General features: G+C 60.7%; 24 protein-coding genes. 8 read left to right on the top strand and 16 right to left on the bottom strand.

The features are described from left to right. Window positions 1-33: 33 nt before the first annotated feature. The 4 genes from RHSP_RS09545 to RHSP_RS09530 are packed head-to-tail and all read right to left on the bottom strand — an operon-like array spanning window position 34 to window position 4,638. Window positions 34-1,011: an ABC transporter permease gene (locus RHSP_RS09545; RefSeq protein WP_004115445.1), complete on the bottom strand. Its 978-nt coding sequence runs from the start codon at window positions 1,009-1,011 to the stop codon at window positions 34-36. A gap of 2 nt (window positions 1,012-1,013) precedes the next feature. Beyond that, window positions 1,014-2,033 (bottom strand): ABC transporter permease, encoded by a 1,020-nt coding sequence (locus tag RHSP_RS09540; RefSeq protein WP_004115443.1) that lies wholly within the window; start codon window positions 2,031-2,033, stop codon window positions 1,014-1,016. Next, window positions 2,023-3,573 carry a sugar ABC transporter ATP-binding protein gene (locus RHSP_RS09535; protein ID WP_037150837.1) on the bottom strand — a complete coding sequence of 517 codons (1,551 nt, stop codon included), beginning with the start codon at window positions 3,571-3,573 and terminating at the stop codon, window positions 2,023-2,025. Before RHSP_RS09535 ends, RHSP_RS09540 begins: the two co-directional genes overlap by 11 nt. A gap of 60 nt (window positions 3,574-3,633) precedes the next feature. Then, on the bottom strand, window positions 3,634-4,638 hold the full coding sequence (locus tag RHSP_RS09530) for a sugar ABC transporter substrate-binding protein (protein ID WP_004115438.1): 1,005 nt from the start codon (window positions 4,636-4,638) through the stop codon (window positions 3,634-3,636). A gap of 388 nt (window positions 4,639-5,026) precedes the next feature. On the opposite strand from RHSP_RS09530, the gene RHSP_RS09525 reads away from it, so the two are divergent. From RHSP_RS09525 to RHSP_RS09515, 3 genes are all read left to right on the top strand, one after another. Further along, window positions 5,027-6,073: a substrate-binding domain-containing protein gene (locus RHSP_RS09525; protein WP_004115435.1), complete on the top strand. Its 1,047-nt coding sequence runs from the start codon at window positions 5,027-5,029 to the stop codon at window positions 6,071-6,073. 72 nt (window positions 6,074-6,145) lie between these two features. After that, window positions 6,146-7,351 (top strand): acyl-CoA dehydrogenase family protein, encoded by a 1,206-nt coding sequence (locus RHSP_RS09520; RefSeq protein ID WP_004115433.1) that lies wholly within the window; start codon window positions 6,146-6,148, stop codon window positions 7,349-7,351. A gap of 172 nt (window positions 7,352-7,523) precedes the next feature. After that, window positions 7,524-8,996 (top strand): nucleobase:cation symporter-2 family protein, encoded by a 1,473-nt coding sequence (locus RHSP_RS09515; protein WP_037150955.1) that lies wholly within the window; start codon window positions 7,524-7,526, stop codon window positions 8,994-8,996. Between the two features lie 112 nt (window positions 8,997-9,108). Here the strand turns inward: RHSP_RS09515 and RHSP_RS09510 are convergent, their stop codons facing one another. The 8 genes from RHSP_RS09510 to RHSP_RS09475 form a co-directional block, all read right to left on the bottom strand. After that, complete coding sequence (locus RHSP_RS09510) at window positions 9,109-10,326, bottom strand: SfnB family sulfur acquisition oxidoreductase (RefSeq protein WP_004115429.1); 1,218 nt, start codon at window positions 10,324-10,326, stop codon at window positions 9,109-9,111. A gap of 163 nt (window positions 10,327-10,489) precedes the next feature. Next, on the bottom strand, window positions 10,490-11,788 hold the full coding sequence (locus tag RHSP_RS09505) for an NAD(P)/FAD-dependent oxidoreductase (RefSeq protein ID WP_004115427.1): 1,299 nt from the start codon (window positions 11,786-11,788) through the stop codon (window positions 10,490-10,492). A 134-nt stretch (window positions 11,789-11,922) separates the two neighbouring features. Then, the gene (locus RHSP_RS09500; protein WP_004115424.1) at window positions 11,923-13,179 is read right to left on the bottom strand and encodes an ABC transporter substrate-binding protein; all 1,257 of its coding nucleotides are present in this window, start codon (window positions 13,177-13,179) and stop codon (window positions 11,923-11,925) included. A 52-nt stretch (window positions 13,180-13,231) separates the two neighbouring features. Beyond that, entirely contained in the window at window positions 13,232-13,660 is a 429-nt protein-coding gene (locus tag RHSP_RS09495) for a hypothetical protein (protein ID WP_004115421.1), read from the bottom strand. Next, on the bottom strand, window positions 13,657-14,712 hold the full coding sequence (locus RHSP_RS09490) for an aldo/keto reductase (protein ID WP_004115420.1): 1,056 nt from the start codon (window positions 14,710-14,712) through the stop codon (window positions 13,657-13,659). Before RHSP_RS09490 ends, RHSP_RS09495 begins: the two co-directional genes overlap by 4 nt. Window positions 14,713-14,717: 5 nt before the next feature. Further along, window positions 14,718-15,071 carry a TIGR04076 family protein gene (locus RHSP_RS09485; protein ID WP_004115415.1) on the bottom strand — a complete coding sequence of 118 codons (354 nt, stop codon included), beginning with the start codon at window positions 15,069-15,071 and terminating at the stop codon, window positions 14,718-14,720. Window position 15,072: 1 nt separating this feature from the next. Further along, on the bottom strand, window positions 15,073-15,561 hold the full coding sequence (locus tag RHSP_RS09480; protein ID WP_037150834.1) for a DUF3830 family protein: 489 nt from the start codon (window positions 15,559-15,561) through the stop codon (window positions 15,073-15,075). Then, window positions 15,558-16,292, bottom strand: coding sequence for a GntR family transcriptional regulator (locus tag RHSP_RS09475; protein ID WP_037150832.1), 735 nt, complete (start codon window positions 16,290-16,292; stop codon window positions 15,558-15,560). Before RHSP_RS09475 ends, RHSP_RS09480 begins: the two co-directional genes overlap by 4 nt. Before the next feature lie 123 nt (window positions 16,293-16,415). Here RHSP_RS09475 and RHSP_RS09470 point away from each other — a divergent pair, with 123 nt between their 5' ends. From RHSP_RS09470 to RHSP_RS09455, 4 genes are read left to right on the top strand one after another with little or no spacing between them, the layout of a single operon-like run. Beyond that, window positions 16,416-17,213, top strand: coding sequence for an ABC transporter ATP-binding protein (locus RHSP_RS09470; RefSeq protein WP_004115408.1), 798 nt, complete (start codon window positions 16,416-16,418; stop codon window positions 17,211-17,213). Then, window positions 17,210-17,959 (top strand): ABC transporter ATP-binding protein, encoded by a 750-nt coding sequence (locus RHSP_RS09465; protein WP_004115406.1) that lies wholly within the window; start codon window positions 17,210-17,212, stop codon window positions 17,957-17,959. Before RHSP_RS09470 ends, RHSP_RS09465 begins: the two co-directional genes overlap by 4 nt. Further along, window positions 17,956-18,864, top strand: coding sequence for a branched-chain amino acid ABC transporter permease (locus tag RHSP_RS09460; RefSeq protein WP_004115403.1), 909 nt, complete (start codon window positions 17,956-17,958; stop codon window positions 18,862-18,864). The genes RHSP_RS09465 and RHSP_RS09460 overlap by 4 nt, the downstream gene beginning before the upstream one ends. Continuing rightward, complete coding sequence (locus tag RHSP_RS09455) at window positions 18,861-19,844, top strand: branched-chain amino acid ABC transporter permease (protein WP_004115400.1); 984 nt, start codon at window positions 18,861-18,863, stop codon at window positions 19,842-19,844. Before RHSP_RS09460 ends, RHSP_RS09455 begins: the two co-directional genes overlap by 4 nt. A gap of 321 nt (window positions 19,845-20,165) precedes the next feature. Here the strand turns inward: RHSP_RS09455 and RHSP_RS09450 are convergent, their stop codons facing one another. From RHSP_RS09450 to bla, 3 genes are all read right to left on the bottom strand, one after another. Beyond that, the gene (locus tag RHSP_RS09450; protein WP_004115398.1) at window positions 20,166-20,558 is read right to left on the bottom strand and encodes a hypothetical protein; all 393 of its coding nucleotides are present in this window, start codon (window positions 20,556-20,558) and stop codon (window positions 20,166-20,168) included. A 547-nt stretch (window positions 20,559-21,105) separates the two neighbouring features. Further along, entirely contained in the window at window positions 21,106-22,284 is a 1,179-nt protein-coding gene (ampC, locus tag RHSP_RS09440) for a class C beta-lactamase (RefSeq protein WP_037150953.1), read from the bottom strand. Between the two features lie 126 nt (window positions 22,285-22,410). After that, entirely contained in the window at window positions 22,411-23,304 is an 894-nt protein-coding gene (gene bla, locus RHSP_RS09435) for a class A beta-lactamase (protein ID WP_037150815.1), read from the bottom strand. A 170-nt stretch (window positions 23,305-23,474) separates the two neighbouring features. On the opposite strand from bla, the gene RHSP_RS09430 reads away from it, so the two are divergent. Then, window positions 23,475-24,353, top strand: a complete 879-nt coding sequence (locus RHSP_RS09430) for a LysR family transcriptional regulator (protein WP_004115391.1) — start codon at window positions 23,475-23,477, stop codon at window positions 24,351-24,353. Window positions 24,354-24,461: 108 nt separating this feature from the next. On the opposite strand, the gene RHSP_RS09425 is transcribed toward RHSP_RS09430, so the two are convergent. Beyond that, complete coding sequence (locus tag RHSP_RS09425) at window positions 24,462-25,964, bottom strand: globin-coupled sensor protein (protein ID WP_004115389.1); 1,503 nt, start codon at window positions 25,962-25,964, stop codon at window positions 24,462-24,464. Window positions 25,965-26,059 lie beyond the last annotated feature (95 nt).

Raw genomic sequence — 26,059 nt, 5'->3', positions numbered from 1 at the left:
TGCTATTCCTGCATGATTTCGACGAGCCGGCGCTTAGGCGCCGATGGCTTTCTTGTTGACGAAGCTGAAGGCGAGCACGGCGGAGATCAGCAATCCGGTGCCGACCTGCTGCCAGTAGAAGTTCAGGCCCGTCAGCAGCAGGCCATTGGCGACGATGCTCAAAAGCAGGACGCCGAGCACCGTACCGGCGACGTTAGGCCGACCGAGTGGCGAAAAGGTCGTGCCGATGAAGGTGGCGCCGATAGCGTTCAGCATGAAACCGTTGCCGGACGAGGGGATGTAGACCGTCACCGTCGCGGTCAGGATGAGCCCGGCAAAGGCGGCTATGATGGCGGCGAGAATGAATGTAGCGGCAACATGCGCCCGAAGCGCGATTCCCGAATAGTGCACCGTCCGTGGCTGGATGCCGATTGCCAGAACCACGCGCCCGAAGCGCATACGCGCAAAGAGCAACGCGGTGGCAGCGATGATGACGACTGCAATCAGGAGCGGTACTGGAACATTGCCGATTGTCCCGTGTCCGATGAACCGAAATGCCTCCGGAACGCCGGAGGGCGGCAGATAGACCGGATTGCCGCCACCTGTCAGCAGCTGCTGGATGCTGCGGCCGATGAACAGCGTCCCGAGCGTTGCCAGGAACGGCGATACGCCGATGCCCGAAATCAAAACCGCGTTGAAGGCCCCGACCAACGCCCCCGCGCCGAGTCCGGCCAGAGCCGCAAACGGTAAGGGCAAGCCGGCCAAAATGGCCGAGACGAAGGCGAAGCTTGCAAAGTCGACCGCGGTGCCAACTGAGAGATCGATGCCGCCGGCCGCAACGGCAAAGGTCATGGCGATCGAGGCGATGGCAAGCAGCGTGAAGTTGTTGACGAGAATGCTCTGCAGGTTACCGGCGCTGAGGAACGTCGGCGCGACTGTAGAGAACAGCGAAAAGACGGCGACAAGCGCGATGATGAGGCCATAGCGGGCAAGGCCGGCGAGAGGTCGCCCTGAAGCAACGGTGGTGGACACGATCAGATCTCCCGTTTGCGCAGCAAGGTGGTCGCCGAGACCACGACCAGGATGAGCAGGCCCTGAACACCGCTCACCAGCGTGCTGGGCAGGTTCAGAAGCTGAAATCCGTTGATGAGGAAGCCGATAAACAGGGTCGAGATCAGCGTTCCGCCAATCGTCGGCACCAGGCGGCGCGAGAAGACCGAGCCGAGCAGGGCGGTTACGACCACGGGAAGCAGCATTTCGCCGGAGCCGGTCGTGCTGCCGCTGAGATAGGATACCGACAGGATGCCGGCGATGCCGCCGCAAAGCCCGCTGGCGACGAAAGCGCCCGCAATCAGTTTCTTCAATGGCAGGCCCGCGGCCCGCGCCGCTTCGGGAAACTCGCCGACAGCGTAGAGCCGCAAGCCGAGTGGGGTATATTGCACAATGGCCGCGGCGATGATCGTGAAACCGATCAACACGTAGGCAAGGATCGGGATGCCCAAGCCGTCAGACGCGGAAAGCGTGGTCAGGAAATCGGTCGTGGCGGGAAGAACCGTATTCTGGGTCAGAACTAGCTCCAGCCCCGCCACGACGTTCATCACGGCAAGCGTTGCCAGCAATGGCACGATACCCGCAAGAACGACGGCCAATGCGTTGACGACGCCGATCGCCAGTCCTGTGGCAAGCGCACCGGCGCCTGCCGTCAGGTCATTGAAACCCAGCTGGATCAGCGTTGCGTAGACTGCTGCGCTCAGGCCCATATTGGCAGCAAGCGACAGGTCGATGCCGCCTGTGACCACATTGGAGCCTCCGGCGATCAGCACGATCGTCAGGCCGATGGCAAGGACGCCAGAGATGGCCGATTGGCCGAGCACATTGCCGATATTGCCGACGGTCAGGAAGTAAGGCGCCGTTAGCGAGAAGATCGCGAGGATCGATAGAAAGGCGAGCAACGAGCCGAAGCGCAGGGTTGCGGCAGCGAGCTTGCCGCTTGAAGGTAGCGTGCGCCTGCCCCTGGCCTGGGGGAGGGAGGCAAATTGGACTTCAGCCGACATGGCGCAATCCTTCCACGGCGCCGGTCGATGCCGACAGCACTTCATCCGTTGTGGTTTGTGAGGAAACGAGTTCGCGCGTCAGACGGCCGCGAAAGAGCACGAGGATCCTGTCGGTTATGCCCGCGAGTTCGGGCAGGTCCGATGACAGCACGACCACGCCGGCGCCTCGGGCGGCAAGCTCACCGATAAGCGAATAGATCTCGACCTTGGAGCCGATATCGACACCGACGGTCGGCTCGTCGAGCAGATAGATTTCCGACTTGCGGCTCAGCCATTTGGCGATCGCCACCTTCTGCTGGTTGCCGCCCGACAGCGTGCGAACCAAAGCTTCTCGGCCTGCCGTCTTGATCTGCAGACGCTTGATCAGCTCGTCGGTATCGCGGCCCTCGCGCTTGCGATTGAGAAGGCCGAAACGCGCGTAGCGGGAAAGGCTCGATAGCGTGATGTTTTCCCGTACGCTCAGATCGAGACCAATACCGTGGCCGCGACGATCCTCCGGAACCAATGCCAGCTGATGATCGACGGCCTCCGTCGGATTGCGCGGTTTGAAGCCCTTCATCTCGACTTCGATCTCGCCACCCGTCGATGTCTGTAGCCCGAAAAGGGTGCGCACGAGATCCTTTGCTCCGGAGCCGAGCAGCCCTGTGATGCCGAGAATCTCGCCTCGGTGCAGCGTGAAGCTGATATCGTGGAACCGATCGGCTGCGGAAAGGTTGCGGACCTTTAGGATCTCGGGGCCGAATTCCACTTGCCGCTTCGGGAACATCTCGCCGATATCGCGCTCGACCATCAGCGTTGCAATTCCCTGAGCCGAAGTCTCGCCAATCGGCAAAGAGGCGACATCGACGCCATTGCGCAGCACCGTCACGTCATCGCACAGCGCCTCGATCTCGTTGAGATAATGCGAGATATAGATGATGGTCACGCCTTCGCTGCGCAGGCGGCGGATCAGGCGGAATAGAGTATCCGCTTCCTGCCGGACCAGCGCCGCGGTCGGCTCGTCGAAGACCAGAAGTTTTGGCTGGTGCAGCAGAGCGCGGGTGATCTGAACGATCTGCTGCTCGGCTGTCGAAAGCTCGCTGATTAAAGCATTCCGCGGCAAATCCACCCTGAAATAATTGGCGAGGATCTCTTCAGCCCGGTGTTGCATCGCATTGCGATCGAGGAACGGCGTGCCGGCGAGACGCAACTCTCTTCCGAGAAACAGTGTCTCGCCCACGGTGAAGGTGGGGACCAGTAACCGGTCCTGGTGAATGAAGTGAATACCGATTTCTTCGCACAGATGCGGTGTCAGCCGATCATATTGCCGTCCCTCGATTTTGATACGGCCTTCATCCGGCCTATGCAGGCCTGCGAGAAGCTTGATCAACGTCGATTTGCCGGCGCCATTCTGCCCGACAAGCCCATGCACGGTGCCGCGTCGTACGTTAAGTGACGCACCGGCCAATGCCTGCGCTCCGCCGAAACGCTTCACGATGCCGTCGAAGCGAACAATGTGCGCCGGGCTGTCAGCCGCAAGCGCTGGCTCGGTTGCTGTCATTGGAAAAGGCCCTCGTGTCGTGTGTGGCGATGCGGGGAGGCCGCATCGCCGGTTCACTTTTCAGCCAATGCCGAGCTTTTTGACGATGTCGGCAACGTTGCTTTTGTTGGCGAGGAGGGCGGGCACGTAAGTCTCGCGCGGCAGCGTCTGACCCGCCAACAGCCTGGCGACATTGCGGATTGCGGTGCGGCCGATTTCGGCCGGCTGCTGGGCCGCATCGGCGCCTGCCGGCGAATTCGGATCGGCAACCAGCTGCAGCACTTCCGGACTTCCGTCGACACCGTAGGTGCGGATTTCAGTGCGGCCGGCGGCGGCGAGAGCCTGCGTGGCGCCGAGCTGAGGAATATCCCAGGCCGACCAGATCGCCTTGATCGAACCCTTTTCGGGATATTTGTTGAGGATCGCGGTGATCTGGGTGAAGGCGTCCTGCACCGTGTTGGGAATGACATCCCGAAGTTCCGGCTGGATGATCTTCACCTTCGGGAAGTATTTGACGACGTTGACGAGCTGATCGTAGCGGATCGCGCAGGGTGTCACGCCGTAGAAGCCGTTGAAGACGACGATATTGCCCTCGCCGCCGATATCGGACACCAGCTGCAGTGCCAGATCCTTGCCGATGCCCCAATTGTCCGACGTGGTATTGTTGATCGAATTGGTGGAGCCGACATCGACGGTCAGGACGGGAATGCCCGCATCACGGGCCTTCTTCAGCCAGGGATCGATGACGCTCAGCGTGCCGAGGATCTGGACGATGGCGTCCGGCTTCTGTGCGATCAGCGTCTGCAGTTGCGATACGAGCTTGCCGTCATTGCGGCCTGCATCGACCGCGATCGGCGTGCCGCCCAGTCGCTTCACTTCGTCGATCTGGGCATTGTAAGCCTGCAGATCGAAATAATGATCCGTCCCCGTCGCGCTGATGGCGATGCGCTTGCCTTTTAGGGACAGGGCATCGTCAGCCGCGGCCGCCCTGTTCGAGATAAGCCCTGCGGTCGCCAATGCTGCGCCGGCGGCGGTGAGCTTTAAAATATCCCGGCGTCCAAGGCCGGTCGTGTTTCCGTTGGTCATGAAGCATCCTCTCCAGCAATCCATAAAGCCAATAGACTATAAAATAGATAGATTTTAATGTTTAAAGAGAAACAATTTTCCAAAACCGCATCGGAGTGGGGAATTTCCATGAGCCGTTGGTCATGCGTACAGATCGGTGTTTCCAGATGATTACCGCAGTGGACTAGGTAGTTGCCCCGCTATCAGCGCACACTAGCCTCTGTACGCTGCTTGTTTTCGAGGTAAGCACTTGCCGCCAAGGCTTCGCCCGACGAACAAAGAATCTCCGAAGCTCGCCAAAATCAGATGATTTAATCTACTAAAAACATAGAGTTTATATTTAATAATTGCATGCGTCGCGGGATGTTCCGTCAGACGGCGCTCCAGATTGATTGCGAGGTTCGCTACGATGAAGTCCCTTCTACGGCTTGCCCTGTCAGCCGCCGCCATTCCCTTTCTATTGACCCACACAGCAATGGCCGGTGGAGTGAACGGTGCTCCCGCACCCTTTGACAAGGGTGGCGTGAAGGTTGCTCTGGTCAGTTACATTTCAGCCGGCGACTTCTTTCAGGCCTATCAGGCAGGCGCCGAAGCCCAGGCCAAGGCGCTTGATATCGACCTGCGTGTCTTTCCCGGTCGTCAGGACGCAGCCGCGCAGCGTGAACAGATCCTGCAGGCGATCAATCTCGGCGTCTCTGCCATCGTCATAGACCACGGCCTGCCGGAATCGCTGGGCGATGTTGTCCAGCAGGCGCTCGACAAGGGTATCAAGGTCGTCGCTTTCGACGTCAATCTCAACAATCCGAAGATCCCGCAGGTCGAACAGAGCGATCATGAGCTTGCCGAGCTTGCCCTGAAACAGGCCGTCAAGGACAATGGCGACAGCTTCAAGGCGGGCTATGTCTATGTTGCTGGTTTCGCTCCGCTCGATCGGCGCAACGAAGTCTGGGAAACGTTCAAGAAGCAGAATGCCGGCATCGTCGAAAAGGCGCGTTTCGGCAATGTCAGCGATACGACGGCAACCTCGACGGCCGATCAGGCCAAGGCGGCGCTGACGGCCAATCCCGACATCGGTGTCATCTTCGCCCCCTATGACGAATTCGCCCGCGGCGTGAAGCTTGCAGCCACGGATCTCGGCATCGTGAACAAGCTGAAGATCTATTCGGCCGACGTATCGACCGCCGACATTCAGGAAATCACCGAGCCGGGCAGCCCCTGGGTGGCGACGGTCGCGACCAATCCTTCAGTTGTCGGCGCCGTCTCCATTCGTGCCGCAGCCTTGCAGGTCGCCGGCCAGGATGTCCCGCACAAGATCACGGTCAAGCCGACGCTTTTGACCCAGGACGGGCTTCGCGCCGCCGGCGTCAGGACCATCGAGGAGCTGGCGCAGAAGGTCCCGGCCTTCAGCACGAGCGATGCAGTGACTGCGAGCTGGATACCGCAAAAGCTTTTCTAGGCTGCCGATCACGATCCATCGGCGGGCGCGGGAGCGTCTGCCGGGTCACGCCAAAGAACCGGAGTTCATATCATGAGCCAGTCCAACGTCGTCTTCGCGACCAATCGAAACACCACACGGGAAGACCTTTTTGCGAGAGCTGAAGAGATTGCCGCAGACCTCTCGACGCGCGCTGCGGAGCTTGATCGTGAGGGGCAGCCGCCCTTCGGCGAAATCGTCAAGCTGAAGAATGCGGGCTTGTTGAACGCTCTGCATGCACAGCAGATCGGTGGCGGCGGTCTCGATTGGGTCGATGGCCTGCGGCTGGTGCGCATTCTGGCGCGCGGCGAAAGCTCCATCGGCCAGCTTCTCGGCTATCACTATGTCAACAGCCAATATGTCTATTGGGCCTTTGATGAGGCGCGCGCACAGGAGCTCGGCAGCAAGAGCGTTGCCAATAGCCTCTATTGGGGCGCTGCCGTCAATCCGCGTGATCCAGGCCTAGTCCTCACGCGCCGCGGCAACGGCTATGTTCTGAACGGCCGCAAGTCCTTCTCGACGGCCGCCCATGTCTCGGACTACATCAACGCCAATGCCGCGCTCGATGACAAGATCGTCGGTTTTGCCGTTCCGACCAACCGGCCCGGTTACAAGGCGAATGACGACTGGGACAATTTCGGCCAGCGTCTTTCCGACAGTGGCAGCGTCGAATTCCACGATTTCCCTGTCTATGAGGATGATCTCGACAAGGCGGCATCGATTGGCGGTGAGGCGCCCGTTCTGGCGACGTTCAACACACCTCTCATTCAGCTGGTCTTCGTGAATTTCTATCTCGGCACGGCCGAAGGAGCATTGCGCGAAGCGGTCGATTACGTGCGAACGACCACGAGACCTTGGATAACCTCAGGCGTCGAGCGCGCGGCCGACGATCCCTATATCCTCGAGCGGGTCGGCGAATTTACCGCAGCGCTTAAGGCATCCGCCGCTTTGGCCGATAGCGCCGCGGCGACGGTTCAGGCTGCGCTTGCGAAAGGGCACAAGGCGACCGCGCGTGAGCGCGGCGAGGCGGCAGCGGAGGCCTATGCCGCCAAAGTCAATGCTACGCATGTTTCGCTGGATATCACCTCACGCGTTTTCGAACTCACCGGCGCGCGTTCGACCGCCGAAAAATACCGCTTGGATCGTTTCTGGCGCAATGTCCGAACCCATACCTTGCACGATCCTGTTTTCTATAAGGCTAAGGAAGTCGGAGAGTTCATTCTCAACGACAGGATTCCGGAGGTCAGCCTCTACAGCTAGGCCTCCGGCGCCGTTGACACCCGCTGATATCACAATCGGGTATCGGTATGCGGAACGGTGTCTTTCATAAGGTGTTTCGCATTTTTCTATAAAGTCATCCGAGGTCGGACGCCGTAGTCTGCGTTTCTCATTTGGAGGAAATGAGAAACGCAAAGGTATGGAGGAGATTACCTTGGCAGTAACCGCAGAGGAAAATACCGCGCACTTATCCCCTGAAGATGAAAAGCTCAGTCTTGGCGCAAACCTGGCCTACGGCCTTCAGCATGTTCTCACAATGTATGGCGGCATCGTAGCCGTCCCCCTGATCATCGGCCAGGCATCGGGCCTTGCGCCGACCGACATCGCTCTGCTCGTGACGGCGTCCCTGTTTGCCGGCGGTCTGGCAACCATCCTGCAGACGATCGGAATCCCTTTCTTCGGCAGCCGCCTCCCTCTCGTGCAGGGCGTATCCTTTTCCGGCGTGGCGACGATGATTGCCGTCACCGGACATGGCGGCATCCAGGTTGTCCTTGGCGCCGTCATCGCAGCCTCATTCATCGGGCTTGCCATCACGCCGGTCTTTTCGCGCATCACTCGCTTCTTTCCGCCGCTCGTCACGGGCATCGTCATCACGACCATCGGCCTGACGCTCATGCCGGTTGCGGCGGGCTGGGCCATGGGCGGCAACAGGAGTGCACCGGAATTCGGCAGTCAGGCCAATATTCTGCTAGCCGCCGTGACGCTCGCGATCGTCCTGCTGCTCAGCAAAGTCGGGAGTGCGGCGATATCGCGGCTCTCGATCCTGCTTGCCATCGTCATTGGAACGGGGATCGCCTACGCGCTTGGCATGACCGATTTCTCGCGCGTGGCGAACGGGCCTTTCGTCGCTCTGCCGCAGATTTTCCACTTCGGTTATCCGATATTTGACGCAGCTGCGATCATCTCGATGTTCATCGTCATCATGGTGATCCTGGTCGAGACCTCAGCAGATATCCTTGCCGTCGGCGAGATCGTTGGAACCAAGGTCGATGCGCGCCGCCTCGGCGATGGTCTGCGCGCCGACATGTTGTCCAGTATCCTGGCTCCCGTCTTCGGCTCCTTCACGCAGAGCGCCTTTGCGCAGAACGTGGGTCTTGTCGCGGTGACCGGCATCAAGAGCCGTTTTGTCGTCGCAACCGGAGGGCTCTTTCTTGTTGCCTTGGGATTGCTGCCGGTCGTGGGTCGTGTCGTGGCTGCAGTTCCAAGCTCCGTTCTCGGCGGCGCCGGCCTCGTCCTGTTCGGAACGGTTGCCGCAAGCGGGATCAGGACGCTCGCCAAGGTCGATTATGAGAACAACATGAATCTCATCATCGTGGCAACCTCGATTGGCTTCGGGATGATCCCGATCGCGTCGCCGGCCTTCTACGAGCACTTTCCGTCTTGGGTCATCACCATCTTCCATTCCGGCATCAGCTCTGCAGCCTTGATGGCAATCACGCTGAACCTGCTGTTCAACCACCTGACGGCCGGCAACTCGGATCAGCAGTCGGTGTTTGTCGCCGGAACGGAGCGCCTGATCCGGTATCAGGACATCGCCGTTCTCCATGATGGCGACTACTTCCTGAATGGCAGGCTTTATGACGCCAAGGGTGCGGAGGTTCCGCTCGTCCCTGTGGAAGCCCACTGACGCCAGATATGCAAAGATAGCGGTTTGAGAGCGCCCAGATGCTTTCAAGCCGCTTTCTTATGCGGGCGGCTATTCATTCCCATCGGCCAACGAGGCACCATTTAGGTCTCCGTCAGAGCGCGCCGTTCTTCGGCGGGATGACGTCGTTTAAGTGGTAGTTGCCGACGACGTGATATTTCCAGCGGACCGGGTCGTGCAATGTGTGCGTGCGGGCATTGCGCCAGTGTCGGTCGAGATTAAGGTCGAGTTTAACCGAGGCAGTTCCGGCAAGTTCGAACAGCGTGTTCGTCGCTTCGATGGCGATCTCCGTCGTCAGCACCTTGGCTGCCGCAACGGCAAGGGTCGCCTCGACCACTCTCTTCTCCGTCGTTTCGACCTGGGCTGCATCGACCTTGCGTCCGGCACGCTCGATGGTCGCGGTTGCCGCTTCCAGCCGGATAGCGATCTGGCCGACCTTGGCGATCGTCAGTGGATCGTCGCTAGCGCGCTCGACACCGCTATCCGTCCAGGGACGCGCCCTGGTTTTCACGAAATCCAGCGTTTCGGCAAAGGCAGCTCTGGCAATGCCGAGATCGATGCCGGCGTGGATGATCTGACCGACAGAACCGATCGTCGTCGCCCGCTCGAAACCCTTGTGGTGGGGGACGACGTGATCGGCATTCACATAGACATTGTTGAGAACCGTGGTGCCGCTGCCGGTGGTGCGCTGCCCGAAGCCATCCCAATCGTCGATGATTTCGACGCCTTCCGTACCCTGCGGAACGAAAGCCATGACCAGCTTGTCGGCTTCATCCAGCGCGAAGACGGTGACCCAATCGGCAAAGAGAACGCCCGTCGAATAGAACTTGCGACCGTTGATGCGATAGCCGGGACCATCGCTGTTGATGCGGGTGTTATAGTGACCGACCGTCTTCGTACCGCGCTCGGATAGAGCATTGCCGAACCGGTCGCCCGCCAATGCGCGGCCGAAGAAGTAGCGTTTCTGGTCTTCAGAACCGTCGATGCGCAGAGCTTCGAGGATATAGAAATGGTTCTGCGGGATCTGCCCGATCGAGCCATCGGCCTGTGCCAGGATCGCCGTGATCTCCGCCAGCGTTGCATTCGAGACATCCAGCCCGCCATATTCCTCCGGAACGGTAATCGCGAGCAGACCGGATCGCGACAGCGCATCCATCTCGTCAAATGGAAGCAGCCTTTCGCTGTCTCGCTCCGAGGCGGTCACAGCAAAGCGTGCGGCGAGCTCCTGCGCGACGGCGAGCGCGTGTTGCTCGCTCTCAAGCAAGGCCGCCTCAGGCTGTTTGGTGTTGATGTGATGCAATTGCGCGTTCATGGGCGGACTCCGATTTCATTCGGCGCCACGATGCAGCATTCAAAGCCCAGCCGCGAGAAAAGGCATTTCGTTTTTGCGGATGCGGCCGCTTCTTAATTTCTTTATCTATAGACTTAATGGGCAATTGCTGCCGACATGATTGATGATTGGCTCCGCTTGCCTGCTACCGGCGTCCGGTGCGCCAGTCTTCAAAGCGCGCATGCGCCAGCGCGAGCGACGCGACGAGGGGCATGAACCTGTGAAACGGCAGCGGTCGGCTCGATTGAAGCGGGATCGGCAGGGACTCTAACGGCTCGCCGAGCGCCAGTCGCGCAAGGGTCCGACCGAGCTGGGCCGTCATAGCTATGCCGCGACCGTTGCAGCCGATGCCTCCGAAGAAACCTTCGCCGAACCGATAGAGGCGCGGCAGGAAGTCCGGCGTCATGATTGCCGTCCCAGTCCAGACGATCTCGATACCCGGATGGCGCGGCAGGCGCAGCTCCGATGCGAGCCGGTCGACGACGGCGCGGCCGACACGCTCGAAGGCGCCGATCGGGTTGATCGCCATGCCGCCACTGATCAGCCTGTCATCGCGATCGAGCCGGTAGGTGAAAAGGTTGGAGCGCGTATCGCCGACGGGACGCCGATGCGGTGCTATGCGTGCAACGGTTTCGGCATCGATCGGCTTCGTCGCCACCTGATAGACCCTGAGCGGCACGCCGGTTTTGCCCATGCGCGCGGCTATTCCGTCGGTAAAGGCGTTGGTGGCGAGAAGGACGGTATCAGCCTCGATTTCATGACCCGTAAGGCCGACGCACCAGCCGCCGCCATCTCGCTTAACGCTGTCAACTCTACTGTTCTCGCGGATTACGCCGCCGCGCTGCGTTACCGCACGCGCAAGCCCGTAGAGGTAGTTCAAAGGGTGGATGGTGCCGCCGGAATGGTCGAGCAATGCTCCGGAATAGATACCCATCCCTGTTTCGCCTCGGATGGCGCCGGCGTCGAGAAATTCGACAGGGCGGCCGAGTTCCGCCCAATCCTTTGCCCGTTGGCGCAGGATCTGAGCCATATCTTCGCCATAGGCCGGCTGCAGCCAGCCGGTTTGCGCGGCGTCGCAGGAAATATTCGCCTCTGCAATGGTCGCAAAGACCTCGTCGGCGCCCGAGCCGACGAGTGACAGCAGGGCATCGGCCTTATCGCGCGAGAGCTTCCGGCGGACGGTCGCGGGGTCGGCCTTGGCGAAATTCGGAACCACGAAGCCGGCATTCATGCCGCTCGCACCGGCGCCCAATTGCCCGGCCTCAAGGATCGTGACCGAACGGCCGGCGCGGGCGAGATGAAGCGCGGCGGTCAAGCCGGTGAAGCCGCCGCCGATCACGACAACGTCGCAGCGGGAAGGCAGGTCGCGAGAAAGCTCAGGCGCGCGTCCGGCCGTCAGCGTCCACAAGGTCGGATTGATGGGGCGGGCAGCTTGGCCGGGCATTAGCGGACGATCTCTCAATAACTATGCCAGATGGCTGTCACGACAGGTCAGCCGCTGCAGGGATTGCGCCGGGATGTTTTCACGCGAGGCGCTCCGATCGGTGCGCCTCGCAGTTTCGAAGGTGGAATGACTGCTTACTTGATCTTGTCCTTGAGAGCCGAGACGTCTTCCATCTTCAGCTCGCCATCGGTCGTGACCTTGCCGTCGGCGATCTTCCAAAGGCGGAAGGGACCGGTGATGTCGCCGTACTGATCGAAGGAAACCGGCCCGATGACGCCTTCATAGCGGATCGGCTTACCTTCCTTGATCAGGCCGAGCGCCTTGGCGAACTCTTCCTTGCCAGCATAGATCGGCGTGCCCTTCGGGTCGACGACCTTAAAGATCGCCTCCTTCAGCTTGGAGGTGTCGTTGCCGGTAATGGCCAGAGCAAGACCGACGATCGCGCCGGCATCATAGGCGCGGTCTGCGGCCGGATTGGAAGGCTCGATGCCGGAGAACGTCTTATAGTTCTTGTTGAAGTAGTCGGTCGACGGCGTCGGCGTCGTGCCGGACGAAGTGCCGTAGGCATCCTTGAGGTAATCCGCTCCGACTGAGTCGATGAAGTCAGGGCTGTTCATGCCGTCATTGAGCAGGAATTTCTGCGGACCGCCCTGCGAGATCCAGGTGCGGGCGATGGTCGCACCGTCGACCGGCGTGCTGACAAGATAGAGGCCGTCCGGGCTGCCGGCCATGCCGGCGGTGACTTCCGAAGCGTAGCTCGACTGCTTCTCGTTATATGGCGTGGTCGACACGATCGTGCCGCCGAGCGCCTTATAGGCCTTTGAGAATTCGGCGACCATGTTGACGCCGAAATCGTTGTTGACGTGGATGATCGCCAGCTTCTTGAAACCCTTGTCGATCGCATATTTGGCGGCCGCGATGCCCTGCAGCGAATCCGACGTGATGGTGCGGAAGAAGATGCCGTTGGTCTTGCCGTCGCGCCCGAGAGAGGTCAGCGTCGGCGAGGAGGCGGCGGGCGATACCTGCACGATCTTGGCCGGCGCGGTGACCGAGGTCAGGATCGGGATGGTCACCGAGGAAATAATACCGCCGATGATGGCCGGCACTTTCTTGACCTGCACGAGCTGAGTGGCGGCGTCGACGGCGACATTGCCCTGGCTCTGGCTGTCACGGGTATCTGTTGCCAGATCGCAGCCGTGAACGCCGCCGGCGGCGTTGATATCACGGAAAGCCATCTCGACGGATTTTGCGCCCGCCTGGCCATATTCGCCGGCGGGGCCGGTCAGTTCCATCACGAGGCCGACCGTCACTTTGCAGTCGGCGGCATTGGCGGCGCCGGCTGCGGCGAGAAGGGCCAGAGCCGTCGTGATTTGAAATATCGTCTTCTTCATCTTTGTTCCCCTTGTTCGGTCAACGATTTTCATTTCTGGTTTTGCGAACCTGTCAGGTCTCCGGCATCTGCAGCCAGGTTTCATGCAGATGCTGCCATTCGACGCCGTTGGGTGCCGATGAACTTGCGGTGAAAAGCGCGCTTGCCTGACGCCGGCTGTATTTGCCGGCGCGCGACTGAGCCTCGATATAGGTCAGGACGATCGTATCAGCGGTTTCATAGCCCGCGCGGATATCCGAAATCTCGATAGTGAAATTGCCCTGAAAAGTCGCTCGGTTTGCCCGGATTAGCTCGATGGTCTCCGCGCGGTCGAAGACGCGCCCGGTCGGCGGGATCATGTGAAAAGCCCGACCGAATGCGCGCTCGCAGCGGCCGAAATCGATGCTGTCTGCTGTTGCGGCATTGTACCATCCCTCGAAGAAGCGATGGAAATCGAAGACCTCGGCGCTGACCTTTTGAAAGAGAGACGGTTCCTGGCTCATACTTTCCCCGCATTGAGGTTGTAATGCATGATCGAACCATGCCTGCCGGTGCGATCGCGCTCCAGCGTATAGACGTCGCCTTCAAGGCCCGGGCCTTGGGCGATGATGCCGGAGATCTGCCGACGGTCTTCATCCGAGAGTACGATATCCATGATCTTGGCATTGGCGAGCGCATGTGCCTTGTTGCGGGCGCCGACGATGACGGCGGCGACCTGCGGCTGCTCCAGCACCCAAGTGCTGGCAATGGTGGCGATATCGACACCATACCTATTGCCGATGGCCTTTAGCGTGCCAAGCAGCGATTGGAACAGCTCCCAGCCGCCGAAATCATCGATGATCAGCTTGTATTTGACGAGCGAGCGGTTCTCGAGCGGCATGTCCGGCTCCGGCTGCCCCAGCCATTTGTCGCTCAGGAAGCCGCCGGCCACCGAGCCGTAGCAGAGGAATTTCACATCGTTCTTGGCTGCCAGCTGCGCAAGCCCATGCGTTGGCCGCTGGTCGAGAACCGAATATTGCAGTTGCTGGCTGACCAGGGGGATGCCGGCGGTGAGGATCTCGGCGATATGCGGCGTATCGAAATTCGTCGTGCCGACATTCCGAACCTTGCCTTCCCGGCGCATCTCGTCAAGCCAGCCGAGCGCGTCGAGATAGCCCGACAGCGAATAGTCCCACCAGTGAAACTGCACCAGGTCGAGTTGTTCGGTCTTCAGCTTGCGCAGAGACTTGTCGACGATGCCGCGAATGTAGTCGCGATTGATCGAGGCGAGCTTTTCCAGATCCGGAACCAGCTTGGTGTGGACTTTCATGGCCCCAGCCGCTTCGGCTCCGCGTTCGTTGCGAAGCCGCTCGCGCGCTTCGCCGATCAGCTCCTCGACGCCGGTGTAGATATCGGCGCAGTCATAGGTACGGATACCGACGTCGAAAGCGGCGATCAGGTCGGTCACGGCCTGGGTGCGATCGATGGCGCCGTGCCCTCCGGCAAGCTGCCAGCCGCCGCGGATGACGCGGGAGATATGGTATCCGGGGCTGAGCTCAAAGGTCTTGGCGGTCATGCGGTTCATTCTCCTTCAGGCAACGGCACGGCCGTCGTTTGGGCATGGCTGAACCGCCGCTTGCCCGTCCTGACGATCCGCAGCCTGCTTGCGCAGTTCGGGTCGGGGCAGGCGATCTCCGCGTCCGATGTCATCCAATCGTTCTTGTGGGTCGGCCGCTGCTTCGCCGCGAGCAGCGGCAGGACGGCTGAAATGGAGTAAATCGAAAAGCCTTGGCCTGGTGGCAGGGACAGCATTTCACCCTTGAGTTCGAAATAGTCACCAGGCTTTGCGCCGCAATAGATCGGCCCGCCCTCGGGAATGACGGCCTCGACCCTGAGATCGAACAGCTCGAAACTGTCATCGGCTGCGGCTGTCATCTCAGATCTCCGCGCGTTCGAAGGTGACGTCGCAGGCGCCGTTGCGGCGGATAACGCCGCAAGCCGCCGCGAAGTGCTCGCGCTCCTCCGGGCGTACCTGCGCGACGACACTGCCGGCAAGCCAGCCGATCGGGAACAGCAGGCGGGCGCCCTGTCCATAGAACAGACCGATATCGAAAATCGCATCGGGATTGCCGCCCCACATGCGCGGCGGCACATAGCTCAGTACGATATCGCCGGGCTGGGGTGTCAGCGTTGCGTTCTCCGCAGGGAGGGCGCTCGCATAGGAAGTGTCTCTAAGATGCGCTGGCGGGATCGGGCAGGAGATTTCCGGGCCGGTCCACATGGCATGGATGCCGCCGACCACGTGCGGTTCGCTGAGGTAGCTCCAGAGAAAGGCGGCATTGTCCGGCGCCTTTGCGTCCAGCAGCGGCGCAAGGACGCTGAGGCCGGAGCGTGGTTCGGAGATCTTGACGGCGAGTTGGCTCATACGGACATACCCTCCTTGGCTTCTGCTTCCAGTTTGCTGCGCAGGAAGGCGAACGGCCGACTGATGTCTGCGACCAGCGCATCGCGGGCTTCCTTGGCATCCTGCGCGGCGATCGCCTTGACGATCGTGCGGTGATAATGGGCCGTGTCGACCTCGCCGGCATCCGAGAAAGCGTAGATAGCGACGCGGATACAGGGGCCGGACTGCAGCCACAGGCTTTCGATCATCGGGATCAGCACGGCCGAGCCGCAGGCCCGGTAGATCTCGAAATGAAAGGCCTGGTTGAGCGTGACTTCGCGGTCGACGTCCTTCTTGTGCTTCAGTGCGCGCATCTCGTCCCATTCGCCAAGCATGGCCTCGATGGTGGCGATCTGGCGCGACGTCATGCGGGTGGCTGCAAGCGCGATCGCCTCGCCCTCGATGAGGGTGCGGGCACGCAAAAGGTCGTCCATGCGCTCCAGCGTAATCGGCGGCACGCGAACGGATCGGTTGGGGAGGGCCTCCAGCGCCTTTTCGGTAATCAGCCGGCCCAGCGCCTCGCGCACCGGCATGGTGCTGGTCATCAGCGCATCGGCCAGGCCACGGATCGTCAGCACCTGGCTCGGCTCGAACAGGCCGCCGATCAAGGCGCGGCGCAGCTCTAAATAGACCCGGTCCTGAACCGTTTCGCGACCCACGGGCGCAAGCTGTGCGGCAATCGGATCGCTCTTCTCGGCGGTGGCCTTTTGCATTCGAAATCCCTTTTTTCGGCTTGCGAAGAAGATTAAAGCTGATTAGCGTGATCAATGCAAGTGTGATCACAAATCAAATAATCAGTGAAGCGGCAACGATCGCTTTCCGGCCAGAGGGATCTCATGAGTACGACAACTGAACGGCATGGGGAGGAAGCCCGGCCCGTTCTGACGGCAAGAAACGTGGTGCGGCGTTTCGGCGGCCTGATGGCCGTCAACGACGTGTCCTTCGATGTGCGCCAGGGCGAGATTCTCGGCTTGATCGGCCCCAACGGCGCCGGCAAGACGACGATGTTCGATCTTCTGGCCGGCAGTGTCGCGCCGAGCAGCGGCGAGATCATCCTGAACGGTGTTGCCGTCGCAGGCGAGGGTGCCTATCGCCGGATTGGTCGCGGTCTTGGACGCACGTTCCAGATTCCACGCCCCTTTCCCAATCTGACGCTTCTCGACAATGTGATGCTGGCAGCCCAGGGTCAGGCTGGCGAACGCCTGCTGTCGAATTTCCTGCGCCCGTGGAAAGTGGCCGAGCAGGAGAGGGTCGCGCATGCAAAGGCGATGGAACTGCTCGATCTCGTTCACCTGACGCGCCTGGCGCATGAGCCGGCACGCGTCCTGTCGGGCGGCCAGCGCAAGCTGCTCGAGCTTGCCCGTGTCATGATGGCCGACCCGGCCCTTATCCTGCTCGATGAGCCCGCCGCGGGCGTCAACGCCACGCTTCTCGAGACGATCATCGACCGTATCCGCGATATCAATCAGCGCGGCGTCACCTTTCTGCTCATCGAGCACAATATCGATATGGTGACGCGCCTGTGTCACCGCGTGCTCGTCATGGCGAGCGGTCAGCTTCTCTGCGAGGGCACGCCGGAGGAGGTCGCCCGCGATCCGCGCGTCATCGAAGCCTATCTGGGAGGCGCGGCATGAGCGAACTCGTTCTCGTCGTTCGCGATCTCGTTGCAGGCTATGAGCCGGGCGTGCCGATTGTCCGCGGCGCTTCGATTGCCGTGGCAGAAAAGGAAATTGTCGTCGTGCTCGGTCCGAACGGCGCCGGAAAATCGAGCTTCATCAAGGCGATTGCCGGTCTCGTTCCGGTCGAAAGCGGCATGGTGCAATTGGCCGGGCGGGATATTACGCACGCGCCGGCGCACAATATGGTGCGGCTCGGCCTCGCCTTCGTGCCGCAGACGGAAAACGTCTTTCCGCTGATGTCCGTCGAAGACAATCTGAAGGTTGCAGGTGGCATTCTGAAGCCGAAGGAGGTTCCCGGTCGCATCGAGGAAATGTATGCGACCTTTCCGGATCTTGCCCGTCATCGTCGCATTGCGGCCGGCAATCTTTCGGGAGGCCAGCGGCAGATGCTGGCCGTTGCTCGGGCTCTCATCGTTCACCCCAAGCTCCTCGTTCTCGATGAACCCTCGGCGGGTCTCTCGCCGAAATTCGTCTCGATGGTTTTCGACATGCTGACCGACATCCGCAAATCGGGCGTCACCATTCTGCTTGTCGAGCAGAATGCCAAGGCAGCACTTGCGATCGGCGACCGCGCCTATGTGCTCGTCGAAGGCAAGGACAGGCATGAAGGCGTTGCATCGGAGCTTTGGAATGACCCTGTCGTTGCCGAGCTCTATCTTGGCCAGCGACCCGCGGCTTCAGTAAAGGGAGGTGCGGCATGAACCTGCAATTCATCGTCGACGGATTGCTGACGGGGTCCATGATCGGCCTTGGCGCCATCGGCGTGACGCTGACCTATTCGATCCTGCGCTTTTCGAACTTTGCCCATGGCGATTTCATGGCTTGGGGCACCTATGCGACGCTCGCGGTCGTCAGCGCCATCGGCGCAATCTTCGGCAAGGTCGCGCCGATCGGCCCGCTCTCCTTCGGCTGGCCGCTTGTCGTCGCCGTTATCGCCGCAATGGGCTTTACCGGCGTTCTTGCGCTTGCGCTCGACAAGGTCCTGTTTGCCAGGCTGCGAGCCAAAGGCCAGTCGATCATCGTCGTCATGGCGAGCTTCGGCGCCTCCATGGCGCTGCGCAGTCTGCTCGAATTCCTCTTCACCTCGCGCCCCGCTTATTTCAGCCGCGCCATCCAGATCGCCATGCCCATCGGTTTCGGCATCCGCATCACGCCTGATCAGATCGCGCTTTTGATCGTCACAGCCCTCCTTGTCTTCGGCGTGCATATGCTGATGACGAGGACGCAGACAGGCCGCTCAATGCAGGCGCTGAGCCAGAACCCGGCTCTAGCCCGTGTCGTCGGCATCGATGTCGCCAAGGTCGTGCGCGTCACCTGGCTGATCGGCGGGGGGCTGGCCTGCGTTGCAGGCGTCATGATCGGCATTCTCGTGCAGATCCGCCCGCTGATGGGCTTCGACATGCTGCTGCCGATGTTTGCCGCTGCCATTCTCGGCGGCATCGGCAGCGTGCCGGGGGCGGTTCTCGGCGGCCTGATCATCGGCCTTGCCGAAGCCGCTGCGGTTCAACTGATCGGTGCTGAGTGGCGTGCCGCCATCTCCTTCCTCATCCTGATGGCGGTGCTGTTCATCCGGCCGATCGGCCTTTTCGGAGTGAGAGAGCGATGATGGACATTATTGGCTACGGCGCTTTCTTCCTGACGACGGCGCTGATCTTCTCCTTCATCACGCTCGGCCTGAACCTGCAATGGGGGCTCACAGGCCTGTTCAATGTCGGTCTTGCCGGCTTCGTCGCCATTGGCGCCTATACCTCTGCTTTGCTGACGACGCCCGATACGGCCGGGCGGTTCGGCGGGTTCGACCTGCCGATCCTCGTCGGCTGGCTGGGCGCGATGGTGGTTGCCGGTCTCGCTGCCGCCATCATCGGGATGGCGACGCTGCGATTGAAATCCGATTACCTGGCGATCACTACCTTTGGTGTCGCTGTCGTCGTCCAGCTCGTCGCTCTGAACGCGCAGAAGCTGACTGGCGGCCCCTTCGGCATCGGTTTCATTCCGCGTCCTTTCGCAAGTCTTGCCGAGACGCCGTTGCTCTTCAACTTCGCCAATCTCGGCGTCGTGGTTGCAGTGCTGCTGATCGTCTACTTCGCGCTGGAGCATCTGGCGCGCAGTCCTTGGGGCCGCGTCTTGAAGGCTCTGCGCGAGGACGAGCGCGCCGCCGTCTCGCTCGGAAAGAGTGCCCGTTTCTATCGCGTCCAGGCTTTCGCCGTCGGTGGCGCCATCATGGGGCTGGCGGGCGCCATACAGGCACATTTCATCGGCTTCATTGCACCCGACAACTATGTTCCGATCCTGACCTTCCAGATCTGGGTGATGCTGATCGTCGGCGGCTCGGGCAGCAACAAGGGTGCCATCGTCGGCAGCCTATTGGTCTGGGCGATATGGGCCGGTTCCGGTGCGCTGACAAGCGTGCTCTTTTCGCCCGAACAACAGGCTCGCGCCGCTTCCCTGCAGATCGTCGCGATCGGCGTCATGCTCTGCGTTATCCTGCTTGTGCGTCCGGGCGGCATTTTAGGCGACATGCCTCGGCGACGTCCGCCCGCGCAGAAGCCATCATTGCCTGTGGCTGATGAAGGAAGCGCCTCCTGACCGCACGAGGTAAGCGCCGGAAAGATACAGACGCCGAATCAGCCTTTGACGGCGGCCAATGACCATTCATCGGGTAGAAAGGAGCCCGATTTGAAGGTTTTCATTTGCCGTCTTGAGCTGTTCTAAAGGGGTACTCCCTCGGCGGGCCGCGGTGAATTCGCTCCTGACCAACTCAAAAATATCAGTCGCCACAGCAAAATTTTCTTCCCAGGCGCAAGCACGGAAGAAATTTCATCCTGTTCGCTACCGGTATTATTTGAGCGGCTTTTCGTGATCTGTCGAGAGAGGGCAGGAGCGATGCAGAGGCGGAAAGGGTGGCTCTTACGAGGCGAGCGCCCGGCGGCGCTCCACCTGCCTAACCATGCCGGTCTTGCCGACGACGCGCAGAGGGCTTTTGGAGGCGGCAGGGGAGATGTTGGCCGTTTTGCCCTTAGTCACTCCGAGCCAGCGAAGAATCGCGTCAAAACCGGGTTGGGCCGCCCGTTTGACCTCCGGGCTCATTTCAGCATCCATGCCGCAGAGCGTCGCGATTTCCTGAAAGTCCACACGCCCAGCCCTCAGCGGGGGGCGCGACTGGAAGACGACGAGCCCGATCATGAAGCCCTTGAGGTTTTCGAAGCTGCGGGGTTGCAACAGCGGCGCGAGCCTCAGATCACAGAAATCCGAAATCTTGCGTTGGAAAACATCGGAGGCAGAATTTTTCTTTACGGGCATTATTCATTCCTTGCATGCGACCCTATCCAAAGGCCGGGGTGTGGCCCGCTAAAGCACGAAGATTAACGAAGCGCAAACAACCGACCGTTTGGCCGCTTTCAAATCTACGATGTGTGGACTTTTGGCAAGTGGCAGGGCGATCACGCTTGGGTTAGAATCCGATGTCCTCCCGCGGTGTCCAAGCGAAGCCTGGACGTCTTGGCATCAGTCAGCCAGGACCATGAAAAAACTGTAACTTGTCTCCTGTGCCATTGAGCGCGACATTTGCCTTGCGCCGGAATGATGAGGTGAAAGACATGTCAGTCTTGGAAATGTTAGTCAGACGCCGGATGCAGGAAGAATATGCCAAAGGCACTTCGCCAGAGCGGATTTCACGGCTCCTGCAAGAATTCTTCAACGGGCCGGAAGCCTCCCAGGCAGATGCTGCTCCGCGCCAGGCGTCCAATAGCCGATAACAATCAACAGGTAGAATGACAGGCCGGCCCTCGAGGTTTTCATCGAAGGCCGGCCGTTTAACAGATGAAGCGTGAGCCGGAGGTTCTGTCTGCTATTGCGCGCCGGAGCTTGGCTGGCTCTCGATTGCCGTCAGGATCTTGTATGCGGCCTTGATGCGTTCCGGGTTCGGGTAGTTCCTGTTTGCCAGCAGTACGATACCGATCTGCCGCGCGGGAATGAAGACCACGTAGGCGCCGAAGCCGTTCGTCGAGCCGGTCTTGTTGAGAAGGACGTCTTTTTTCGATTGCTGTGGCGGATCCAGAGGTTCGATCCTATGCGGGTCGAGCGCCATATCGGATGAATTGCCGGCGAGCAGCCGGGCAAGCGTCGTCGGATAGGCGTAAGTCTCCCAGCCCAGGGCCTGGGTCATATTCCCCACAGTATAGTAGCCGACATGGGTTGCAGCGATCGCGCGCTGCAAGGTGCCGCCTTTCAGCCCCGAGCTATCCATGTTGGCTTCGACGACGCTGAGCATATCGGAGGCCGTCGTCTTGATGCCGTAAGCCTGCGTGTCGAGAACACCGGGGCCTACCCGCATCGGCTTGCCCTGCTTTGAATAGCCATAGGCATAATTGCGCATCTCTGTGGCCGGGACATGAATATAGGTGTGCCTGAGCCCGAGGCCGGCAAGGATCTTGTCCTGCATCAGCGCATCGAACGGCTCGCCCATGGCCCGTACCGCCAGATAGCCGAACAGGCCGATGCTGGGGTTGGAATAGAGCCGATAGGTGCCGGGCGCATAGGAGGGATGCCAGCTGCGATAATAGGCGACCATCTTGTCCTGATCGGTCACGTTTTTCGGGAATTGGAGGGGCAAGCCGCCGGCTGTGTAAGTGCCGAGATCGAGGAGGCTGATCTTGTCGAAGCTGCTCCCCGCGAGTTCAGGCATATACTTCGTCGCCTTGTCCGAGAAGGACAGCTTTCCGCTGACCTGAGCATAGGAGGCGAGCGCGGCCGTAAAGGTCTTGCTGACGGAGCCCACTTCGAAGATCGTATCGTCAGTAATCTTCTGGCCGGCCTCTTTCGAGGCGACACCATAGTTGAAGACATAGCGCTTGCCCTTAATGCTAATCGCAACCGCAAGGCCGGGGATGTCGTTTTCTTTCATGAGCGGGCGGATGGCTGCGTCGACCGCCCGCGCCAGGCGGCCCTGGTCGCCGCCATCAGCAGCATGGGCCGCAACGCCATAGGCAAGGCAGCCGGCGACGATGCCGAGCTTCGGCAGCGGAATGAAATGCGTGTTCAAGGTGATATCCTTCTGGAGAAGCCAGTCGCGCGGCTGTCGTGGGACTGGACTGGTTGGGAGGGAATTCAGACGAATGGCGAGGAAGTCTGCCGTCCCCGTATGGCTGCAGTTTCAGATCGCCGCAGCAATGCGGCCGATCTCGGCGATGACGGCATTGCGTTCGGCCGCTGAAATTCCGGGTATCTCGCAATAGGCCGTTACGATGATGGGGGCGCGGTCCGACGGCCATAGCACTGCGATGTCGTTGGCATTGCCGACCTTGTCGTCGCTCGTTCCCGTCTTGTCGCCCACCAGCCAATCCTTGGGAAGGCCGGCGCGCAGACGGGCGTCTCCCGTCTTCGTCATGATCAGCCACGCGGCCAACTGCGATCGCGATGCCAGCGAAAGCACGTCGGTGAACAAGAGGCGCCGCAGATTCTCCAGCATGGCCGCCGCCGTCGTCGTATCGCGCTGATCGTCCGGCGTATCGTGATAGTTCAATTCAGGTTCTACGCGGTCGAGATGCGTGATCTCGTCGCCGAGACTGCGGCAGAAGGCGGTCAATGCCTTCGGACCGCCAAAGCTGGCAAGCAACAGGTTTGCTGCCGCATTGTCGCTGAGCGTCACCGCAGCGGCGCAGAGTTCCGCGACGGTCATGCCGGTATTACCAACATTCGCTTCGGTTGCCGGCGAGTTCCCGAGGAGGTCGCTTTTCGTATAGCGAATGCGCCGATCGAGCTTTTCCTCGCCCTTGTCGACGCGCGCCAACACCAGGGCTGCTACCAGCGCTTTGAAAGTGCTGCACATCAGGATGCGCTCGCCGGCGCGGTGTTCGATGCGCTTGCCGCCTGCCATGTCGAGAATGCTGACGCAGATGCGTCCTGGGTGCTTGCTTTCAAGCGCCGCAAGCTGCGCTTCCCCTGAAACATTGTCCGCAGCGCGTCCAATCCCGCTTATCCCGGCCAAAACGGGGAGCGCAAGCAAGCTGCCGGCAAGGCTCTGCCGGCGTGACAATAAGATCGTCATCGTGGTTCCAATTCGATTTTTGTTGAGCAGAGGGCTTGCATATCAGGCCCCGTGGACGCCATAGAGACCCGGCAAATCACCTTGCGAGGCGGACTATGCCGCTGCTTCGTGCCCTAGACAAACGATCAATTTTGGGCTTAGGCATGAGAAAAACTTGGGCTTAGGACACAATGGATATCTCGCAGCTCCCGCTGAACGCCCTGCGCGTCTTCGAGGCCTCGGCGCGGCATTGTAGCTTCACGCGGGCGGGTCTTGAGCTTCGGGTGACGCAGACCGCCGTCAGCCATCAAGTCAAGGCGCTGGAGGATGTGCTGGGGGTGACGCTCTTCAAGCGCCTGCCGCGCGGCCTGGCACTGACCGATGAAGGACATGCGCTGCTGCCGGTGCTGACCGACGCCTTTCGCCGCATGAGCGCCACGCTTAGTCAGCTGGAGGAGGGGAATTTTGCCGAAATACTGACGGTCGGCGTCGTCGGCACTTTTGCCATCGGCTGGCTCCTGCCGCGCCTCGGCATCTTCAAGGCGCGGCATCCGCATGTCGACCTGCGCCTGAAGACCAACAATAACCGCGCCGACATGGTGCTCGACGGGCTGGATTTCTTCCTGCGCTTCGGCGACGGCGCCTGGCATGGAACCGAAGCGATCCATTTGATGGATGCGCCGCTGTCGCCTGTTTGCACGCCCGCCATTGGCGAGCGATTGCGCATTCCTGCCGACCTTGCCGATGTCGAGCTATTACGATCCTACCGGATCGATGAATGGTCGCTGTGGTTCCGAGCCGCGGGCTTGCCGCCTCCTCATCTGCGAGGCTGGATGTTCGATTCGTCGCTGACGCTGGTGGAGGCCGCAGCTCGCGGCGTCGGCGTCGCCCTCGTTCCCGTTGCGATGTTTACGCACGACATCGAGGCAGGGAGAATCATGCAGCCGTTCCGGATCACCGCGATGACAGGAAGCTATTGGCTGACGCGATTGAAATCGCGGGCGGAGACGGCATCGATGAAGGCGTTTCGCCAGTGGCTGCTTGCGGAAATCGAGGAAATGCCGGGATAGGACGCGCAGCCGGAAACGGCCCCAGACCTGGATCTGGAGCCATTCAACACGAAGCCGTTGAAGCGTGGCGAGCCTTCAAGCGGCTGAAAATGGCGGGTAGTAGCCGCCTCAGCTGGCGAGTTTGAGCCGCACCGCGCCGGTCCGCGTGCCAGAGCGTACCGTCTTGAAGCGGCCGACAAGGCCGGCGAGCTCGTTGCTGATATCGGCAAGGTGCCGCGTCGAGGCATTCGTCTCTTCCATCAGCGCAACGTTCTGCTGCGTCATCTGATCCATGTTGCGGACGGCGGAGTTGATCTCGCTGATGCCGACGGCCTGTTCCTGCGCCGAGCGAGCGATGGCGCCGACATTTCTGTCGATGGAGGCGACCTGATTGCCGATGAGTTCCAACGCCTCGCCGGTGCGGTTGACCAGCTCGACACCGCGGCGCACGTCGTTCGACGAACGATCGATCAGATCCTTGATCTGCTTTGCGGCGCTGGCCGAGCGCTGCGCCAGCTCGCGCACTTCCTGGGCGACGACCGCAAAGCCCTTGCCCTGCTCGCCGGCTCTTGCAGCCTCGACGCCAGCATTCAATGCCAGAAGATTGGTCTGGAAGGCGATGTCATCGATGACGGAGATGATATCGGTCATCTTGCGTGAGGAGGTCTCGATATCGTCCATGGCCGAGACGGCCTGCTGGACGACCTGCCGGGACCGCTCGGCTTCGGAGGCTGATTCCTTGACGATCGCCTGCACTTCGCGTGTGCGCTCCGCCGTCTGCTCGGAGATGGTGGTGATCTGCTCGATCGCGGCTGCACTTTCCTCGAGCGCGGATGCCTGCTGCTCGGTGCGCCGGACCATGTTGTCGGCGGCCGAAGAGATCGATCCGGCCTCGTCGCGGACGCGGGTCACCGAATTCTCGATGTGCTGCATTGCTGTGCCGAGAGAGCTAAGCGACGCATTATAGTTGCTCTTCAGAGCTTCGAACTCCGCCGAGAGAGACTCGCTGATATCGGCCGTCAAGTCACCATTGGCGAGGCCGTTCAAAGCAATGCCAAGCGCGTTGAGAGCACGCTCCTGTTCCTGCTGGGCTGCCGCCCGTTCGCTCTCCGCGCGGTCCCGTTCGTCGGAGAGGACCTGAAGATAGACGGAGATGCCGTAGTCCATGTCGACGAGGGCTGCCTTGATGATGGCCGACAAGCGGCGCGACAGGGCCTGTTCGTGCTTGCGCTGCAGCATGCCTTTGAGCTGCTGTGCGACGATTGCGCGCACCATGCCTTCGAGGATGACTGCATATCCGCCGATGTACCAACGCGGCTCGAGCCCGAGGCGCGCATGGGTGCGGCCGACGGCCGAAACCGCTTCGACATAGTCCGGACCATACTTGCCCGATGCGATCGTCTTCCAATGGTCTTGCTGCTTGGATTTCGCATGCGCCACATGCTGCTGCGACGAAAAGAACTTCGACATTGCCGGGTGCTTGACGATCTTCTCGTAGAAGACGTCGAGGGAACCTTTGACGGCAAGTTCGATAATCGGCTGCAACTCCGTAAGGGCCTGTCGGGCATCCTGCCCCAGTCCTACGAAGTCGAGACGATCGTCCAACTCGTTCACTTTCGATGCACGCACCATGATCTGCTCCAATGAAGAAATTACAAGCAGTTAGGCCACAGTCATGGTTAAGAATTCATTAGATTGGCCGGTTATTTTGGGGTCCCGGACCTGCG

Source organism: Rhizobium freirei PRF 81 (assembly GCF_000359745.1).
In the GTDB taxonomy this organism is placed as follows: Bacteria; Pseudomonadota; Alphaproteobacteria; order Rhizobiales; family Rhizobiaceae; genus Rhizobium; species Rhizobium freirei.
The sequence above is the reverse complement of the archived record's forward strand: the minus strand, read 5'-3'. Positions and strand labels throughout refer to the sequence as shown.

Coding starts and splice junctions, on each gene's coding strand:
- RHSP_RS09540 (WP_004115443.1), bottom strand. CDS start 2,033: ATGTCGGCTGAAGTCCAATTTGCCTCCCTCCCCCAGGCCAGGGGCAGG.
- RHSP_RS09535 (WP_037150837.1), bottom strand. CDS start 3,573: ATGACAGCAACCGAGCCAGCGCTTGCGGCTGACAGCCCGGCGCACATT.
- RHSP_RS09530 (WP_004115438.1), bottom strand. CDS start 4,638: ATGACCAACGGAAACACGACCGGCCTTGGACGCCGGGATATTTTAAAG.
- RHSP_RS09525 (WP_004115435.1), top strand. CDS start 5,027: ATGAAGTCCCTTCTACGGCTTGCCCTGTCAGCCGCCGCCATTCCCTTT.
- RHSP_RS09520 (WP_004115433.1), top strand. CDS start 6,146: ATGAGCCAGTCCAACGTCGTCTTCGCGACCAATCGAAACACCACACGG.
- RHSP_RS09510 (WP_004115429.1), bottom strand. CDS start 10,326: ATGAACGCGCAATTGCATCACATCAACACCAAACAGCCTGAGGCGGCC.
- RHSP_RS09505 (WP_004115427.1), bottom strand. CDS start 11,788: ATGCCCGGCCAAGCTGCCCGCCCCATCAATCCGACCTTGTGGACGCTG.
- RHSP_RS09500 (WP_004115424.1), bottom strand. CDS start 13,179: ATGAAGAAGACGATATTTCAAATCACGACGGCTCTGGCCCTTCTCGCC.
- RHSP_RS09495 (WP_004115421.1), bottom strand. CDS start 13,660: ATGAGCCAGGAACCGTCTCTCTTTCAAAAGGTCAGCGCCGAGGTCTTC.
- RHSP_RS09490 (WP_004115420.1), bottom strand. CDS start 14,712: ATGACCGCCAAGACCTTTGAGCTCAGCCCCGGATACCATATCTCCCGC.
- RHSP_RS09485 (WP_004115415.1), bottom strand. CDS start 15,071: ATGACAGCCGCAGCCGATGACAGTTTCGAGCTGTTCGATCTCAGGGTC.
- RHSP_RS09480 (WP_037150834.1), bottom strand. CDS start 15,561: ATGAGCCAACTCGCCGTCAAGATCTCCGAACCACGCTCCGGCCTCAGC.
- RHSP_RS09475 (WP_037150832.1), bottom strand. CDS start 16,292: ATGCAAAAGGCCACCGCCGAGAAGAGCGATCCGATTGCCGCACAGCTT.
- RHSP_RS09470 (WP_004115408.1), top strand. CDS start 16,416: ATGAGTACGACAACTGAACGGCATGGGGAGGAAGCCCGGCCCGTTCTG.
- RHSP_RS09465 (WP_004115406.1), top strand. CDS start 17,210: ATGAGCGAACTCGTTCTCGTCGTTCGCGATCTCGTTGCAGGCTATGAG.
- RHSP_RS09460 (WP_004115403.1), top strand. CDS start 17,956: ATGAACCTGCAATTCATCGTCGACGGATTGCTGACGGGGTCCATGATC.
- RHSP_RS09455 (WP_004115400.1), top strand. CDS start 18,861: ATGATGGACATTATTGGCTACGGCGCTTTCTTCCTGACGACGGCGCTG.
- RHSP_RS09450 (WP_004115398.1), bottom strand. CDS start 20,558: ATGCCCGTAAAGAAAAATTCTGCCTCCGATGTTTTCCAACGCAAGATT.
- bla (WP_037150815.1), bottom strand. CDS start 23,304: ATGACGATCTTATTGTCACGCCGGCAGAGCCTTGCCGGCAGCTTGCTT.
- RHSP_RS09430 (WP_004115391.1), top strand. CDS start 23,475: ATGGATATCTCGCAGCTCCCGCTGAACGCCCTGCGCGTCTTCGAGGCC.
- RHSP_RS09425 (WP_004115389.1), bottom strand. CDS start 25,964: ATGGTGCGTGCATCGAAAGTGAACGAGTTGGACGATCGTCTCGACTTC.